Origin of the sequence: Cyanothece sp. BG0011 (assembly GCF_003013815.1) — a bacterium.
GTDB lineage: Bacteria > Cyanobacteriota > Cyanobacteriia > Cyanobacteriales > Microcystaceae > Crocosphaera.
On record NZ_PRLH01000107.1, the window covers coordinates 12,159 to 28,310 of the forward strand.

The 16,152-nt window shown below is 37.5% G+C and carries 14 protein-coding genes and 1 pseudogene; 6 read left to right on the forward strand and 9 right to left on the reverse strand.

Annotation, left to right across the window (positions count from 1 at the left end):
- The first annotated feature begins 22 nt into the window (after positions 1-22).
- From C4E06_RS14455 to C4E06_RS14470, 4 genes are all read left to right on the forward strand, one after another.
- Positions 23-1,477, forward strand: a complete 1,455-nt coding sequence (locus C4E06_RS14455; protein ID WP_107668707.1) for a class I SAM-dependent DNA methyltransferase — start codon at positions 23-25, stop codon at positions 1,475-1,477.
- A gap of 162 nt (positions 1,478-1,639) precedes the next feature.
- Entirely contained in the window at positions 1,640-2,095 is a 456-nt protein-coding gene (locus C4E06_RS14460) for a Uma2 family endonuclease (RefSeq protein WP_232826255.1), read from the forward strand.
- Between the two features lie 314 nt (positions 2,096-2,409).
- Complete coding sequence (locus tag C4E06_RS14465; protein WP_107668708.1) at positions 2,410-3,252, forward strand: restriction endonuclease subunit S; 843 nt, start codon at positions 2,410-2,412, stop codon at positions 3,250-3,252.
- Between the two features lie 110 nt (positions 3,253-3,362).
- On the forward strand, positions 3,363-3,752 hold the full coding sequence (locus C4E06_RS14470) for a four helix bundle protein (RefSeq protein ID WP_107668709.1): 390 nt from the start codon (positions 3,363-3,365) through the stop codon (positions 3,750-3,752).
- 101 nt (positions 3,753-3,853) lie between these two features.
- On the opposite strand, the gene C4E06_RS14475 is transcribed toward C4E06_RS14470, so the two are convergent.
- The 5 genes from C4E06_RS14475 to C4E06_RS14495 all read right to left on the reverse strand — a co-directional run bounded on the left by C4E06_RS14475 (position 3,854) and on the right by C4E06_RS14495 (position 11,106).
- Complete coding sequence (locus C4E06_RS14475) at positions 3,854-6,145, reverse strand: amylo-alpha-1,6-glucosidase (protein WP_107668710.1); 2,292 nt, start codon at positions 6,143-6,145, stop codon at positions 3,854-3,856.
- Between the two features lie 163 nt (positions 6,146-6,308).
- Complete coding sequence (locus tag C4E06_RS14480; protein ID WP_107668711.1) at positions 6,309-7,412, reverse strand: glycosyltransferase family 4 protein; 1,104 nt, start codon at positions 7,410-7,412, stop codon at positions 6,309-6,311.
- Positions 7,413-7,723: 311 nt separating this feature from the next.
- A complete protein-coding gene (locus tag C4E06_RS14485; RefSeq protein WP_198648695.1) occupies positions 7,724-7,942 on the reverse strand; it encodes a hypothetical protein in 219 nt (72 codons plus the stop codon).
- A 407-nt stretch (positions 7,943-8,349) separates the two neighbouring features.
- Positions 8,350-10,503, reverse strand: coding sequence for a Tex family protein (locus tag C4E06_RS14490; RefSeq protein WP_107668712.1), 2,154 nt, complete (start codon positions 10,501-10,503; stop codon positions 8,350-8,352).
- A gap of 6 nt (positions 10,504-10,509) precedes the next feature.
- A complete protein-coding gene (locus C4E06_RS14495; RefSeq protein WP_107668713.1) occupies positions 10,510-11,106 on the reverse strand; it encodes a Uma2 family endonuclease in 597 nt (198 codons plus the stop codon).
- Between the two features lie 201 nt (positions 11,107-11,307).
- Here C4E06_RS14495 and C4E06_RS14500 point away from each other — a divergent pair, with 201 nt between their 5' ends.
- Positions 11,308-11,661: a 4a-hydroxytetrahydrobiopterin dehydratase gene (locus C4E06_RS14500; protein WP_107668714.1), complete on the forward strand. Its 354-nt coding sequence runs from the start codon at positions 11,308-11,310 to the stop codon at positions 11,659-11,661.
- Here the strand turns inward: C4E06_RS14500 and C4E06_RS14505 are convergent.
- The 3 genes and pseudogenes from C4E06_RS14505 to C4E06_RS27960 all read right to left on the reverse strand — a co-directional run bounded on the left by C4E06_RS14505 (position 11,658) and on the right by C4E06_RS27960 (position 13,286).
- Positions 11,658-12,866 (reverse strand): pentapeptide repeat-containing protein, encoded by a 1,209-nt coding sequence (locus C4E06_RS14505; RefSeq protein ID WP_107668715.1) that lies wholly within the window; start codon positions 12,864-12,866, stop codon positions 11,658-11,660. The two genes, C4E06_RS14500 and C4E06_RS14505, sit on opposite strands and share 4 nt — an antisense overlap.
- A gap of 45 nt (positions 12,867-12,911) precedes the next feature.
- A pseudogene (locus tag C4E06_RS29585) lies at positions 12,912-13,025 on the reverse strand (branched-chain amino acid ABC transporter permease); the annotation flags it as partial.
- A gap of 120 nt (positions 13,026-13,145) precedes the next feature.
- Positions 13,146-13,286: a hypothetical protein gene (locus C4E06_RS27960; protein WP_198648696.1), complete on the reverse strand. Its 141-nt coding sequence runs from the start codon at positions 13,284-13,286 to the stop codon at positions 13,146-13,148.
- Between the two features lie 393 nt (positions 13,287-13,679).
- Here C4E06_RS27960 and C4E06_RS14520 point away from each other — a divergent pair, with 393 nt between their 5' ends.
- Positions 13,680-14,666 carry an RNA polymerase sigma factor, RpoD/SigA family gene (locus C4E06_RS14520; RefSeq protein ID WP_107668716.1) on the forward strand — a complete coding sequence of 329 codons (987 nt, stop codon included), beginning with the start codon at positions 13,680-13,682 and terminating at the stop codon, positions 14,664-14,666.
- Between the two features lie 50 nt (positions 14,667-14,716).
- On the opposite strand, the gene C4E06_RS14525 is transcribed toward C4E06_RS14520, so the two are convergent.
- Positions 14,717-15,391: a DevA family ABC transporter ATP-binding protein gene (locus C4E06_RS14525; RefSeq protein ID WP_107668720.1), complete on the reverse strand. Its 675-nt coding sequence runs from the start codon at positions 15,389-15,391 to the stop codon at positions 14,717-14,719.
- Between the last annotated feature and the right edge of the window lie 761 nt (positions 15,392-16,152).

Consider the following 16,152-nt stretch of genomic DNA (forward strand, 5'->3'; position numbering starts at 1 on the left):
TTAATTTGTAGCTTAAATTTTTATGTCCATTTCTACTACTGTTAAAGCCATTCAAGACATTATGAGAATTGATGAGGGGGTTGATGGGGATGCCCAACGCATTAGTCAATTAACTTGGATGCTATTTCTAAAGATTTTTGATGATAGAGAAATGGAAGCAGAATTGTTTGAAGATGACTATATTTCGGCGATGCCGGAGGGGTTAAAATGGCGAGATTGGGCTGCTAATGATGAGGGAATGACAGGGGATGAATTATTAGATTTTGTTAATAGTCAACTCTTTAGAACCCTGAAGAATCTTGACTTAGCAACGGCAAAAAATCCCAAAGCTAAAATTTTAAAAGAAGCCTTTGAAGACGGATTTAATTTTATGAAAAGTGGCACATTAATTCGTCAAGTTATCAATAAAATTAATGAAATTGACTTTAATAATTCTCAAGATAAACATTTATTCGGGGAAATTTACGAAAAGATATTAAAGGACTTACAAAATGCAGGAAATGCAGGGGAATATTATACCCCTCGTGCAGTCACTCAGTTCATGGTAGATATGATTAACCCACAGTTAGGGGAACGAATTCTTGACCCTGCTTGTGGAACCGGTGGCTTTTTAACTTGTGCGTTAAACCATCTTAGACAGCAAGTTAAAACTGTCGAAGAGAAGGAAAAGTTAAGTTATTTAATTAGGGGATTTGAAAAGAAACCGTTACCCCATTTACTGTGTATTACTAATCTTTTATTACATGAAATTGATGTGCCACAAGTGCGGCGTGATAATACCTTAGCCCGTCCCTTAAGGGATTATAAACCATCGGACAAAGTAGAGGTTATTTTAACTAATCCACCCTTTGGCGGTAAGGAAGAGGACGGCATTGAGACGGGGTTTCCGAAAGCCTATCAAACAAAGGAAACGGCGGACTTATTTTTAGTGTTAATTATGCACTTATTAGAAGTAGGAGGACGAGGGGGAATTGTATTACCTGATGGGACGTTATTTGGGGAAGGAGTAAAAACTAGAATTAAAGAAAAATTGCTTTCTGAATGTAATTTACACACCATTGTTAGGCTACCGAATGGAGTGTTTAATCCTTATACCAGTATTAAGACGAATTTACTCTTTTTTACCAAGGGTGAACCCACAGAAACTATCTGGTTTTATGAACATCCTTATCCCCCTGGTTATAAGTCCTATTCTAAAACGAAACCCATAAAAATAGAGGAGTTTGCAGCAGAAAAAGCCTGGTGGCATAATCGAGAAGAAAATGAGTTTGCTTGGTGTGTTTCCATTGAAGAAATTAAAGCCAATGGTTATAATTTAGATATTAAGAATCCTTACCAAGAACGAGAAAAACATCGAGATTTCGGTAAAATGTTAGAAGACTATCAAGGATTAATTAAAGACATATCTAACACACAAAAATTGTTAAAAAATGAGTTAAAATCAGCTTTAGATGAACCCCCCAACCCCCCTTATTAAGGGGGGCTATAAGAGCGTAGGGTGGGCAAATGAGAAATCTATTTTAATGACTGATAATCGAGAAAACATTGCCCACCTCATACAACGATTAAACCCAGAAAACCGTAGGGTGGGCAATGCCCACCTAACAAAACTATTGAATACTTAAGGAGTTATTGATTAATGATTCAAGTATCAGAGAAAATCTACAGTTTTGAAGATTATTGTCAACATAATGATGAATCAGATAATCGTTATGAATTAGTTGATGGGAAGTTAGTATTAATCAATCCTCCTACTGTTAGACATTTTTTGTTAGCTAAATTTTTAGAAATGACCTTTGATCAATTAATTCAAAAAAAAGCATTACCTTTAATTTGTTTTCGAGAAGCCGGCGTAAGAACAGGATGGCAAAAATCTCGTTTACCCGATGTTTTTATAACAACAAAAGAAGCCGCTTCAGAATTATTAGATAAATCAGCTATTTTTCAAATTTCACCTTTATTAATTGTAGAAATTGTTAGTCCTGAATCGGTTACTAGAGACTATCGTTATAAACGGTCAGAATATGCTGCTTTAGGGGTTGATGAATATTGGATTGTTGACCCAAAAATGAGAAAATTACCATTCTTTTATTAGAGGAAGGTTATATGAGGAAACAGTTTATAACCTATCAGATAAGTTAGTCTCTCGTTTGTTTTCTGAGTTAGATTTAACTGTTAATCAAGTTTTAGTTTCTGGTAATATGTAGGGGCTTAATATCATTAAGCCCACACAGATACCCCCAACCCCCCTTACTAAGAGTGGCTATAAAAGGGTAGGGTGGGTTAGACGGCTATAATTTAGGTAGGTTATCACAAGAAGATAAAAATCCGTCGCAACCCACCATGTTAATTAAAACAATCCACTATTTAATGTTTTATTGACGAGTTAATCGATATGTTAGTAAAATAATGAATCTAGAAACATTTTTTAATCAGTTTGAATTATTAGCAGATGCACCTAACGGAGTGCAGAAATTAAGAGAATTAATTCTACAATTAGCAGTAATGGGTAAGTTAGTTCCTCAAGATGAAAATGATGAACCGGCTTCTATTTTATTGGAGAGAATTAAAGCAGAAAAGGCTAAATTAGTCAAGGAAAATAAGATTAGTAAAGATAAAAAGTATTCTTCTGTAGTTTCAGATATACCTCCTTGGAATATTCCTAGTCACTGGCAATGGACTAGAATGCAAAATATTTTTGAAATCACTAGAGGAGGTTCACCAAGACCTAGTAAAGACCCTCGCTTTTTTGGAGGTAATATTCCTTGGATTACAGTGAATGAAATTACTAAAAATTCAGAAATGTATTTATTAAATACAAAAACAGGATTAACTGATTTAGGAAGTAGCAAAAGTAGGTTTATTTTTGATGATGATATATTACTAACTAATAGTGGAGCAACTTTAGGAGTTCCTAAAATTAGCAAAATCAAAGGATGTATTAATGACGGAGTTGCTAGATTATATCCGTTTCATGAATATATCAATAAACAATATGCCTATTACTTTTTATTTGGACAAACTCAAGCCTTTAGAGATGTCAATCAAGGAATGGGACAACCTAACTTAAATACATCAATTTTAGCTGCATGGTTTTTTCCCCTACCACCCCTAAAGGAACAATACCGAATCGTCAAAAAAATTGATCAATTAATGAACTATTGCGACGAATTAGAACAACAATTAACGAAAGGAATAGAAGACAAAGAGAAACTAATAGAAACTGCTATTTATCAATTATTAGCAGCATGAAGTAAGTACCTGGAGAAAAATAAATATTACTGTGAAGTGAGCAGGGGAGCAGGGAGCAAAGGGAGCAGGGAGATAATATTATTAAACTAAATGCTCAAATGCGAAGAGAAATGACAAAAGAACCAATCAAAAGCCATAAAGATTTAAAATCTTATCAAAAAGCTTTTTTTGCTGCCATGAGAATCTTTGAATTATCGAAAAACTTTCCTAAAGATGAAAAATACTCTTTAACTGACCAAATCCGTCGTTCCTCCCGTTCAGTCTGCGCCAATTTAGCCGAAGCTTGGCGCAAACGTCGATATGAAGCCGCTTTCGTCGCGAAACTCAATGATAGTGAAGCTGAAGCAGCAGAAACGCAAACATGGTTAGATTTTGCTGTGGAGTGTAAATACTTAGAGCCAGCAATTGGTCAAGAACTGTCTAATATATATGACGAAATTATAGCAATTTTAGTCAAAATAATTAACAATCCCGAACCTTGGTTATTAAAAAAGCGTTAATTGCTTTTTTCTCCCTGCTCCCTGCTCCCTGCTCCGGCGCTCCCTGCTCCCTGCTCCCTGCTCCGGCGCTCCCTGCTCCCTGCTCCGGCGCTCCCTATTTTTCAGGCTTCAATAATTACTCTTAAATTACCTCGTTTACGAACCACCCGACAAGCCGTCGCACTCCCTGATCTTTCAAACTCTAAATCTAACAAAGTTTGACCAATTTTTAGGTTTTCTAAGCATAAAAATTGAATCGAATCTGGCAAAGAAGGATGAACGATATATAAACAATTATTAGCAGCATCAGGAATTAAATTAGCCATAATCTGCAAAAATTGAAAAATCGTCCCCGTTGCCCAAGCTTGAGGGGTACAAGCCACAGGATACCGCACCGGACTACTATTGGGAAACCGAGGATAACCACAAAATAGTTCAGGAGGACGCAAATAAGGCTGATGAAGCGTCATATCAATAATTCCCTGGGCTAATTCTAACGCTTGTTCCTCTCGATTTAGCGATCGCAAACCGGCTGCAATAATCCCATTATCATGGGGCCAAACGGACCCTAAATGGTATCCCATGGGGTTATAAGCAGGAGACAAACTGCTAAGGGTACGTATTCCCCAACCACTATATAAGTCTGGGGCCTGTAATCGTTCGGCCACACTTTGCGCTTTCTCCGGTGACAAAATCCCTAACCCCAAACAATGACCGGGGTTAGAAGTAATACTATCAATGGGTTGACCGTCATCATTCAACCCCAGGGCGATATATTCGGCTTCCGGTAGCCAGAAATCCTCATTAAAGCGAATTTTCAGGTCATGGGCTTCTTTCTCCCATTGATTAGCCAGATCATGTTCTTTTCTCAATCTCGCCAACCCACTCAAAGCCATTTTTGCCCCATAGACATAGCCTTGCACTTCTGAAAGATAGATATTCCCATCAGCTAAATGACCTTGATGATCGACGATACAGTTACCCGAATCTTTCCATCCTTGGTTTCGTAACCCTCCGGGGGATTGACATTGATAGCCAAGATAACCGGTTGGTTTATAGTTGCGATCGATCCAGTCCATTGCCTTTAAGGCATTATCCCAGAGTCTATTGAGGAGTTCATCGTCATGGGTCCAACTATAGTATTGAGCATACAATAAGATCCATAAGGGCGTTGCATCCACCGTCCCGTAATAAGGAGTATGGGGAACCTCTCCACACCTAGCCATTTCTCCGAAACGAATTTCATGGAGAATTTTACCGGGTTGTTCCTCGCGCCATTCATTGTCTACTTGACCTTGATAGGCTGCTAAAGTTAATAAGGTATCACGGGCAATTTCTGGGGAAAAGATCAGGGTTTGGGCTGCTGCGATGATCGAATCCCGACCAAACAAGGTTGAAAACCAAGGAACCCCGGCAGAGAGAACTTTACCCTCCCCAAAGGTTTGACCCAACAGATAGATATCTTCTTCAGCCCGTTCAATAATTAAGTTTAACTCTTGGTTATCGGTGTGGATTTTGGTTGCGCGATCGCGCCATTTTTGTTCTTCACTTAATTCGGCGGCTAACGCTTGTTTCAGGTTAGCCGGCGGACTAACCGCAGAGGCCAATTTATTATCAATAAAAGGCTGTAAACAATAGCCCACGGCCTGGGTTTCGTGGGGATTTAATTGGATGCGCCAAAGGGCGGTATATCCTTTAAAATAGTCCGGTTGACGCTGATCGAAACGGATACGAGATTCCATTAAAATCCCATCTAACCCTTGATAAGCTAAGGTTAATTCTCCCGTTGCTTCGACAACGCCGTGAATATCGTCCGAAGCATGATTAAAATCTATCTCGCTTTTGCCCACCAACCGCATAATGGTTCCGTTAGCGTGGCGAACGGCCCCGCGAATGACAAATAAGTCAAGAAAATCAGCATCGAAACTGACACTAATCTCAAACTCTACCGGTTCGGTGTTGTAGTTGGTTAGGGTTAATTCTTCAAATAAAGCCCCTTGTAAAACGATATTTCGTTCAATTCCTATGGTTTCGGCCTCGATTTTCCCTTCGATGTAGGGATTCGCACATAAAGCAGAGAGAGCAAACCCTTGTCTTGCGCTACTACTGAGTAAAATGGGGGCCTGTCCTTCAATTTGTAATTCTAAGCGACTGAGAAAACGGGTATCTTTGCAAAGGAGTCCTAAACTAAGATGGGTGTGATCCGGTTGGCAATCACTAATATTCCCTAATTGATCCGTAATTAAGAATAAATCATCATCTTTTAGGGTTAACGTGGGTTGCATTCGTTGGGTGGTGGTACAAGGCCATTCAGGAATGGGAACTTGTTCGGAGGGGGCAAAGGTTCTACCACCGAGATTTAGGAGTTTAAGGGGTTGTTTGTCTTTAGTATTATTGATAGTTGGTTCACTCATTTCAAAATTTATAGAAAGTCAACCCCATCGGTGCATCAGATGGGGAGGAGAAGAACATCAACTCTAATTAATCGTTGCTTCAACCAATGTCCTTATCCTGTATACCAAGTTAAGGGGGTCATGGGTTGAAGTGACAGGACGTTGATATAACTTCACATAACCGCTACTTGGCCGATAGTTCATTTATGACATTAGACACCACAGACAAGACATTCTCATCTTGAGAAGATGATTCTTTGAGCAATTTTTCATAAACCTGTTCATAACCATCTACCATTTGTTTAACGGTAAAGTTTTTCATGACATGACGACGACAGTCTTCTCGGTTGATCTCAGCGATACGATAAACCCCTGCACACATTCCGTCGATGTCATCCTCGTCACACAAGAAACCCGTCTTACGGTCGACCATGATTTCGGGGGTTGATCCATTGATACTGGCAATCACGGGGGTTCCGCAAATCATGGATTCAATCATCACCAGACCAAAAGGTTCATTCCAACTGATGGGAAATAGGGTTGCTAAGGCCCCCCCTAAGAATTCATTTTTTTCTTTGCTACTCAATTCTCCGACGAAGATAATCTGTTCATCGTCAATTAAGGGTTCGACGCTTTTGTAATAAAAGTCTTCGTTAAGGTGATCGATTTTACCGGCTATTTTTAGGGGAATACCCACCCGTTTGGCAATTTCGATGGCAACATGAGGCCCTTTACATTTAGACATTCGACCTAAGAAGGCCAAGTAAGGTGGGGTTTCGGGTTCGGGGTGAAAGGTATATTGATCTACATTGATCGCATTATAGACAGTCCCGACATAATTTAATTCTTTGATATAGGCCTGTTGCGCCTCAGAAATACTGACAAAGTTTTGATGAGGATGTTGTTGAAACAATTTCTTACTCAAGGCCGGAAAATAACCGTGAATGGTATGGACCGTCGGGGTGTTAATTAATTCAATAAAAGGCAGTGCATCTTGACCCACATGAGAATGAATCAGATCAAATTCATCGGCCCGCTCAAATACGCGACTGAGTTGCATCTCTAAGTAAACCATACATTCTTCGGGACTGAGGTCTAAACTGCGAAGTCCGGTTTTTGCCCCAGGGACAAGGTTGGCTAAGGTTTGAGAGTCTTCTGTAGCAAATAAGGTGACTTCATGACCTCGCCGAACTAATTCATCGGTTAATAAACTAATAACTAATTCAATACCACCATAAGCAGAGGGAGGTACAGATTCCCATAACGGAGCAATTTGTGCAATTTTCATTATCAAACTTCCTATTTATTTTCAAAATTGAATATCAAAACGAATGTTGAATTTGTTTTGTAATTTCTCAGTGAGAATTGCTTTCTTGGTAAACTTATCCCTTCCATTCAAACTATCAATTACTAAAAGCCTTATCATGAAAGGAAGACCCTTGATAGTTGATAAATTTTGCGTTGATGTCAGGGTTTTTTCTAGAAAACGATTTGATGATCTCCTGTTTATTCGTCTCTATCTTTTATTTAAACAGGAGATAACCTTTCAAACTTCTCCCTAAAGAAATAAGTTTGAATTGCTCAATGTTTTTAAACAACTCAATTCTGTCCCGGTGGCATTTTTTGATGACAGTGACTACAATACCAGTAAACCCCATGTAAACTAATATGACGGAGTAAGGTATAAGAACAACAGGGGCAAACTGGCTGATTTTCTAGATAAAGACTGCTTTCGTGTCTATTTTCATATTTATCCCTATGACTTTCCTCAACAGTTGCCTGAGAATGTTCTTTAATTAAATGGCGATTAATCATCATTTCCCCTCACTTTTCTCCTTTTTGGCTAACAATATTTAAAGGTTCATTCAGTTCTCCAATTCACAAGCTATCTTTCCTATCCTAATCACTTCAAACTTGTCTAACTTTAGACATAGGTAAAAACACTCTCATTATATTCAGAAATAAGCGTTAATCCCACCACTCTAAAAGAAGGGATAAAGCAGAAGTTTTTTGTCACTACTACTTCTACGTTAACGAAAAATGGATAACAAATTGTGAGTTTATTTATAAAAGTTAAATTTTTTTTACAGAAAATAATACATAGTTCAATAAACCCCCCACACCCCCCACACCCCCCTTTATAAGGGGGGCAGGGGGGGTTAGGGGCAGGGGGGGTTAGGGGCAGGGGGGTTAGGGGGAGGGGAGATCGGAATAGTATTTCATTTTCAAACCTCTTTCATGGATAAACTAATACGTTTTAATTTCTCATCAATGTCTAATACTTTCACCTTCACAACTTCCCCCACTTTGACGACATCTTTGGGATCACTAACAAAATAATTAGCCAGTTGAGAAATATGAATTAACCCATCTTGATGCACTCCAACATCAACAAATGCACCAAAATTAACCACATTGGTAATAACCCCTTCGAGTATCATTCCTTCCGTTAAATCACTAATTTCTGTCACTCCTTCTTTAAAGGTTGCATACTTAAATTCTTCTCTGGGATCTCGTCCTGGTTTTTCTAATTCTGTGATAACATCTTCTAAGGTAGGTAACCCAATGGTATCGGTTACAAAGGTGTTTAAATCGAGAGATTTTAAGCGATCGCTTACTTTATTAATATCAGTTAATGATACCCCTAATTGTTTCACAATCGTTTCTACTAATTCATAACTTTCGGGATGCACTGCCGTATTATCTAAGGGGTTTTTACCCCCTCTAATTCTCAAAAAACCGGCTGCTTGTTCATAAGCTTTCGGTCCTAGTTTAGACACTTTTAACAGTTCTTTTCTGTTCTTAAATATGCCATTTTTATCACGATAACTAACAATATTATTGGCAATGGTTGGGGTAATTCCTGACACAAAGGTCAACAGTTGTTTAGAAGCCGTATTAAGATCAACTCCCACATAGTTAACACAACTTTCTACTGTTTCCTCTAGATTCTTTTTTAATAGTTTTTGATCCACATCATGTTGATATTGTCCCACTCCAATTGATTTTGGATCAATTTTAACTAATTCTGCTAAGGGATCTTGTAATCTTCTGCCAATACTAATGGCACCTCTGACAGTAATATCTAAGTCCGGAAATTCTTCCCTTGCTATCTCACTGGCTGAATAAATAGAGGCACCTGACTCATTAACAATCACTTTGATAGGTTTATTTTCTAAAGGTTTAATTACCTCTCCAACAAATTGATCCGTTTCCCTAGAAGCGGTTCCATTTCCAATGGCAATTAATTTTATATTATACTTTTTAATCAATTTTTCTAAGACATTTTTTGCTTCTTTTTGTTTACTTTCGCCACTATGGGGAAAGATAGCTTGGTACTCTAAAAATTGACCGGTTTCTGATAGAATCACTACTTTACATCCTGTACGAAACCCTGGATCAATAGCGAGAGTTGGCTGCATTCCTGCAGGAGGAGATAATAGTAATTCTCTTAAGTTAATTTCAAACGTATTAATGGATTCTATATCAGCCCAATTTTTTCGATCTGCTCTAACTTCTCTGAGTAAAGAGGGTTTAATGAGACGGTTAAATGAATCTTTAATCATCTCTTGATAAAAGAATTTTATTGGTTTATTTTTGGTTTTAATTTCTTGGTTTTCTAAATAAGAAAGGACAAAGTTTTCATCAAAATCAATCTCAAGAGTAATAATTTTTTCTGCTTCTCCTCTAAATAAAGCTAAGACATTATGAGGGGCAATTTTAGTTACACTTGCTTGAAAATCTCGGTACATTTCATATTTTGTACTCCCTTCGGGATACTCTTTTTTTATCTTAGAAATAAAAACACTTTCCTTCATTAAATAGTCTCTTAGATAAGCCCTTAAATTTGCTTTTTCTGCGGTTTCTTCCGCTAATATATCTGATGCACCTTGTAACGCTTCTTCGAGGGTATTAACGCCTTTTTCTGTGGAGATAAACCCTTGTGATAATGTTTCTAAAGATTGGGGTTTAGCATTAGGATGATTGAGAGATTTTATTGACTCGGCTAACTTTTCTAAGCCTTTTTCTCTGGCAATGGTGGCTTTAGTTCTTCGTTTCGGTTTATAGGGTAAATATAAGTCTTCTAGTTCAGTTTTTGATAAACAAGATGCTATTTTTTGCTGTAATTTATCAGTTAATTTATCTTGACTTTTAATAGAGTCTAAAATCGTTTCTTTTCGTTTTTCTAACTCAGTTAAATAAGTATATCGTTCCCCAATATCCCTAATTTGAGTTTCATCGAGTGAGCCTGTTTTTTCCTTACGATAACGGGCAATAAAAGGAACCGTTGCCCCTTCTATTAATAATTCCAGGGTATTCTTAACCTGTGGTTGTCTTAAAGATAATTCACTAGCAATAATTGTGTTGTAATCAATCATAATTAATTATTTGATTTTCATTTGTAACCAGCCAAAGATTTTATTAGCCGTTAACTCTAATTCTATTTTATCTAAACTTGGTAAAGTTTCTTGTTGCGTTTCATTATTAGATAAATTAACTTTATAAATTTTCGGGGTTTGATTAGGTTGAAAGACAAAAATTGATTTTTCGTCGGGATCAATTAACCAACCTAACTGGCTACCCTGTTCTAAACAGTGTAAAATATTATCAATGACTTTAGTGGGTTTTTGATTAGGGGATAGAATTTCTATAGTCCAGTCGGGAAAAGAATTAAATTGATTAGCAATTTCTCCCTCTGTTGTTACAGGAATTCTGTCCCAATAAAAGATACTAACATCAGGAACAATAGAGCGATCGCCAAAATTACAACGTAACTCAGGCAAAGCATAAGCAATGTTGAAAGTTGCAGCAACTTGGTTAATCGTTTCGCAGAGTTTATATTGAAGCTTACTATGTTGTCCTTGAGACATAGATTTTTGTACGATTTCTCCATTAATATATTCCCATGCTGGCGACTCATCAATATTAGGTTTGTTGAGAAAATCTTCAAGACTCAAGGGTACAATAGGGGTAGTTGTCATCGATAATTATCCTTTGGTCATTTCAAATGATCAAACTTTCGTTATAATATAACTATTCATTGTATTGTCCTGTGATCTTATTTCAATTTTTGCTAAAAATATAAGTCACACCTAGATCGATACTAAGTCTATTATAGACAGGTTTTTAACTTCGATTTTAAGTTATTGCCAATATAAAGAAAGAAGAATAATTAAAGTCTAATGGAACCATTATCAAAACAAAATTGTATCCCCTGCACTGGTGACGCAGCCAAAGTGACAGAAGAGGAAATGAATGAATTATTAAAAGAAATTCCCCAATGGCAAGTTAAAGAAGTGTCTCAAGAACTCCATTTAGAACGAGCTTACAAATTCCCAGATTTTCAACAAGCATTAACATTTACCCAACAAGTGGGAGAATCTGCTGAGGAAGCTGGACACCATCCAGCTATACTCACAGAATGGGGAAAAGTAACTGTAACTTGGTGGACTCATGCCATTAATGGACTGCATCGTAACGATTTTATTATGGCTTCGAGAACTGATAACATTGCAGATCAACTCAACAAAAATTAAGAAGCATTTCTAATTTCTTCAATTTTTCTTTGATTAGCGTCTTTATCTTTAGGCATCCATTGACTGACCCTTTCATCCCATACAGCTTCAGTATAAATGGCTTGATCCCAATTTTTAGCGGATTTTAGTTGTTTATTATTGCTAAAAACGGTTTTGAAAAGATAAGCTTCATTCAGGTCAGTTTCTCTAAGATTAACGTCACTGAGGTCGGCTTCACTCAAATTCGCCTTATTGAGATTAGCTTCTTTAAGATTTGCTCCTCTCAGGAAGGCTTTACTGAGGTTAGCTTCAATGAGATAAGCTCCGACGAGATAAGCGCCAATGAGATAAGTTCCAATCAGATAAGAGTTGATGAGATCCGCTTCTCTGAGATTGGCCCCAATGAGATCCGCTTCTCTGAGGTTAGTTCCATTTAAATTGGCTTCACTGAGGTTCGCTCCCCCCAAATTAACTTCTCTAAGGTTCGCTCCACTGAGATAAGCACGACTGAGATTCGCGTTACTCAGGTTCGCTTCTCTAAAGCTACCGCGACTCACATTAGCTTCACTGAGGTTAGCTTCTCTTAAATCGGAGCGGTTGAGATTAACTTCGCTGAGATTGGCTGCCATAAGGTTAGCCTTACGGAGATTTGCACCACTCAGGTTAAGTTTTAATCGATTAATGGCATCCACATCGATTAAAAAGTTCATGACGCTCCCTTTACGTTGGGGATCATTTTCAAATCTCCGTAAAGTTGATAAGGTTCGCGCTCGAATCAAATCAACCCCAGAATTTAAGAGTTTTTCATCTTCTAAGGTCACTTCTGGCCCCTTTTCTTGTATGGCTAATAAATTCTTATCCACTAACAACACAGAGACTTGATCAAAATAGACTTCTAAAATCTTTTCTTTTCGTTCATTTTCTGTTCGCTGTTGCTGTTTGAGTTCGAGCCAATATCCTAAAATAGCTAAGGTAATCGGCACACCTAATAAACTCAGCCAATCCCAAACCGTTTTACCTGGGACGGTTGTTGTTGTCTCAAGGATCTTGGTTGTATTTCCCTGGGGATCTTTTTCAATGGTTTTTGTGACAGTTTCACCCTCTCTAATCCCTAAACCATTGGGACTCAAGATAGGAGAGATCCCTAATAGGACAATCACCACCGAAATAATAAGCCACCACCTGGTTTTTGCCAAAGCTAGGGGTTTAACTTTTTGAGAAGCCATAAGATTGTTAGCTTAATGATGAATTTTTTCAGACTATCTTGTCCTTTATAGTGTTCCCTTAAAAATACCTTGAGGACGAATTAAAAGAATTAAAATCATGATCAACAAAGCCACTCCTAACTTATAGTCAGACAAAAAGCCGATAACAGCAACATTAATAGGATCACTGTTAAGTCAAGCCAAACCTGACCCAGCAAAGGACTCGGTTTGGCGATCGTTAGGAAACTAGCGTTCAAGCTTAACAAAATTGTACTATGGGTGAAAATTTGTCAAGAAAACTTAACCAACGGTATAGGCTGCGTTAAGCGCCCAGATAATTAAACCAATAATGGCACCAAGAACTAAAAAGCTGAAATCGCTACCAAAAACAGGTTTGTCAGCCCCTTCAAACTTCATAATGCCACGATTTAAGTCTGACATAGCATTGATCCTTATTGACGAGTTACATAGGCTTGATTAGCCTCTTTCTCTATCTAGGTTAGCGAAAATTTCACCGCCATGGGTCAAAGAAAATGTAACAAAATCCTATGGATTTTTTAGGCTGACTTGAAGACTGCTGATGCCAAAGATTACTGTTATCCTTACTTTCTAACCAATAAGGGCTTATCTTAACATCTTGTGAGAATCAATGAACCTTTCATCTATTGTCATCGTCTAAACAGATAAGCTAAAATAAAAACAAGTTAAAGTCATATCGACTTCACTTTGTAACTTTTCTTTCCAGTCCTCAATGGATTAATAAACACAGTTTCTGGGAAAGATAAAAATAGCAACAGACTTTATAAGCAGGTTTAAAGGAGTCATATAGTACCAATGCCCACTGCTAATGTTAATACCAAAACCAAACAGCCTACGTACTCAGCAGATATGGTGCGGACTTATCTGCATGAAATTGGGCGGGTACCTCTGTTAACCCATGAGCAAGAAATTATTTATGGGAAACAAGTCCAAACCATGATGAGCTTATTGGAGAAAAAAGAGGAACTAGCTCAAAATTTAGGCAAAGAACCCAGTCTCCAAGAATGGGCTAAAGAGGTAAACATGGAGGAAAAACCCCTCAAAAAAGCCCTGGAACAAGGAGAACGGGCTAAAAGAAAGATGATCGAGGCTAATTTACGCCTAGTGGTCGCCATTGCCAAAAAATATCAAAAACGTAACATGGAATTTCTTGATCTTATTCAAGAAGGAAGTTTAGGACTGGAAAGGGGGGTAGAAAAATTTGACCCCACCAAAGGCTATAAATTTTCTACCTATGCTTACTGGTGGATTCGCCAAGCGATTACACGGGCGATCGCTCAACAGGCCCGAACGATCCGTTTACCCATTCATATTACTGAAAAGCTCAACAAAATCAAGAAAACTCAAAGAGAACTCTCTCAAACCTTGGGAAGAAGTGCCACACCGGCAGAAATTGCCCAAGAATTAGAAATTGAGCCTTCACAAATTCGGGAATTTCTCAGTATTGCCCGTCAACCCATTTCTTTAGACGTAAGAGTGGGAGATAACCAAGATACAGAACTGTCAGAATTATTAGAAGATCAAGGAGTTTCTCCTGATATCTACATTACTCAAGAGTTACTTCGTCAAGACTTGAGTAACCTTATGGCTGAACTAACTCCCCAACAAAGAACGGTGTTAACCCTACGGTTTGGGTTAGAAGATGGCAAAGAACTGTCCTTAGCCAAAATCGGTAAACGATTGAATATTAGTCGGGAACGGGTGCGTCAATTAGAACATCAGGCTCTAGCACAACTGCGGAGACGACGGGGTAACGTAAAAGAGTATTTAGCAGCTAGTTAAAATAAAATTATTAAGGATAAGCGAAATTTAACAGCTTATCCTTTTTTTGTTTAATTCTTCAAATATCCATCTTCCATGTGAATAATACGATCAGCTATATCCAAGATACGGTTATCATGGGTAACGAGAAGAATGGTGCATCCTTGTTCTTTGGTGAGCTTTTCCATAATATCCACCACATCTCGTCCTGTTTTACTATCTAAAGCGGCAGTGGGTTCATCAGCCAAAACTAATTTCGGATGACTAACTAAAGCGCGGGCAATAGCAACTCTTTGTTTTTGTCCCCCCGAAAGTTGATCAGGATAATAATTAATTCTTTCTCCTAATCCCACCATTTTTAACATTTCTTCCGATTTAGCGATCGCTTCTTGATGGCTAATATTATCGTGAAGTTCAAGGGACATTTGTACATTTTGTCTTGCTGTCAGAAATGGCAAGAGATTATGTGCCTGAAAAATATAACCCATGAAGCGACGCACCTTAACCAATTTACGTTCTGTCGCCCCTTTCAGTTCATAATTAACGGTTCGTAAACTTCCGTCTTGAACTGAACGCAAAGCCCCAATTAAAGATAATAGGGTTGTTTTACCTGAACCCGATGGTCCTGTCATAATGATAATTTCACCAGGATTAATTTCTAAATTAATATTAAATAAAACTTGTTTTTTTAATTTATTTTTACCAAAAAAATGATTAAGATTTTTAATAGAAATGACGGGTTTCATTGGGGTTTCATGGTGTAAATAATGAAATGAATTCGTCAATGAGTCTGTTGAGTCACTCCTTGACTGCCTTTAAAATGCGATTGGTTCTTAACGTTACTATTTTACCATCAACATTCGTCTTGGGATTAGTCCTTAAAACTCTTTAATTAGGTGCTTTTAAGGAAATATCTTTAGTAATCTCTTGTCATTGTTCCGTGAGATCAACTCACTTTTTACAGGATCTCAATGTATCCGAAGTGAATATTGCTGAAGGATATGGAACAGAAAAGCAACAGATAACGCCAGAACAGGCAATAGGTAAAGGTTCTAGTTTTATTAACGCAACTTTATATAATGTTCTTTATTTACTTAACTTCTGCTCTAACGTACATATAAATTGGTTTGTTTATCTTCTTCACGTACGGATATGAAATTTGACCATTGTTAGGAGCTTTAACAAAAGTTTACAGTTGCTCGAATTATTAGCTAATTCTGCCTTTAAGGACTTCATGGCTGCTCATTAAGCCGTTTTTTCTCTCATCAATGATAGGGATTGTGAAGGTTTTTTAAAGATAAAAGTACCAGGGAAATTACTAGAAAAATTGTTAAGTAAAAGAAAAAATAAATCAATTTTCAGTGTTTTTCTCCTAGTCAGAATGGAGTTAATTCACAAACAATATAAATTAAGACACTTATCATAGTTCTCATACTTCTAAGGTAAACAGGTTATTGCTCTGAGTTAGGAGTGATCAAAATATACCTCATCAGTTCGAGAAAATCTA

Excerpts from the sequence above, each read along its gene's own strand:
- C4E06_RS14455 (WP_107668707.1), top strand. The coding sequence starts at position 23 with ATGTCCATTTCTACTACTGTTAAAGCCATTCAAGACATTATGAGAATT.
- C4E06_RS14485 (WP_198648695.1), bottom strand. The coding sequence starts at position 7,942 with ATGATGATTAATCGCCATTTAATTAAAGAACATTCTCAGGCAACTGTT.
- C4E06_RS14525 (WP_107668720.1), bottom strand. The coding sequence starts at position 15,391 with ATGAAACCCGTCATTTCTATTAAAAATCTTAATCATTTTTTTGGTAAA.
- C4E06_RS14495 (WP_107668713.1), bottom strand. The coding sequence starts at position 11,106 with ATGACAACTACCCCTATTGTACCCTTGAGTCTTGAAGATTTTCTCAAC.
- C4E06_RS14500 (WP_107668714.1), top strand. The coding sequence starts at position 11,308 with ATGGAACCATTATCAAAACAAAATTGTATCCCCTGCACTGGTGACGCA.
- C4E06_RS14470 (WP_107668709.1), top strand. The coding sequence starts at position 3,363 with ATGACAAAAGAACCAATCAAAAGCCATAAAGATTTAAAATCTTATCAA.
- C4E06_RS14475 (WP_107668710.1), bottom strand. The coding sequence starts at position 6,145 with ATGAGTGAACCAACTATCAATAATACTAAAGACAAACAACCCCTTAAA.
- C4E06_RS14480 (WP_107668711.1), bottom strand. The coding sequence starts at position 7,412 with ATGAAAATTGCACAAATTGCTCCGTTATGGGAATCTGTACCTCCCTCT.
- C4E06_RS14465 (WP_107668708.1), top strand. The coding sequence starts at position 2,410 with ATGAATCTAGAAACATTTTTTAATCAGTTTGAATTATTAGCAGATGCA.
- C4E06_RS14490 (WP_107668712.1), bottom strand. The coding sequence starts at position 10,503 with ATGATTGATTACAACACAATTATTGCTAGTGAATTATCTTTAAGACAA.
- C4E06_RS27960 (WP_198648696.1), bottom strand. The coding sequence starts at position 13,286 with ATGTCAGACTTAAATCGTGGCATTATGAAGTTTGAAGGGGCTGACAAA.
- C4E06_RS14520 (WP_107668716.1), top strand. The coding sequence starts at position 13,680 with ATGCCCACTGCTAATGTTAATACCAAAACCAAACAGCCTACGTACTCA.
- C4E06_RS14505 (WP_107668715.1), bottom strand. The coding sequence starts at position 12,866 with ATGGCTTCTCAAAAAGTTAAACCCCTAGCTTTGGCAAAAACCAGGTGG.
- C4E06_RS14460 (WP_232826255.1), top strand. The coding sequence starts at position 1,640 with ATGATTCAAGTATCAGAGAAAATCTACAGTTTTGAAGATTATTGTCAA.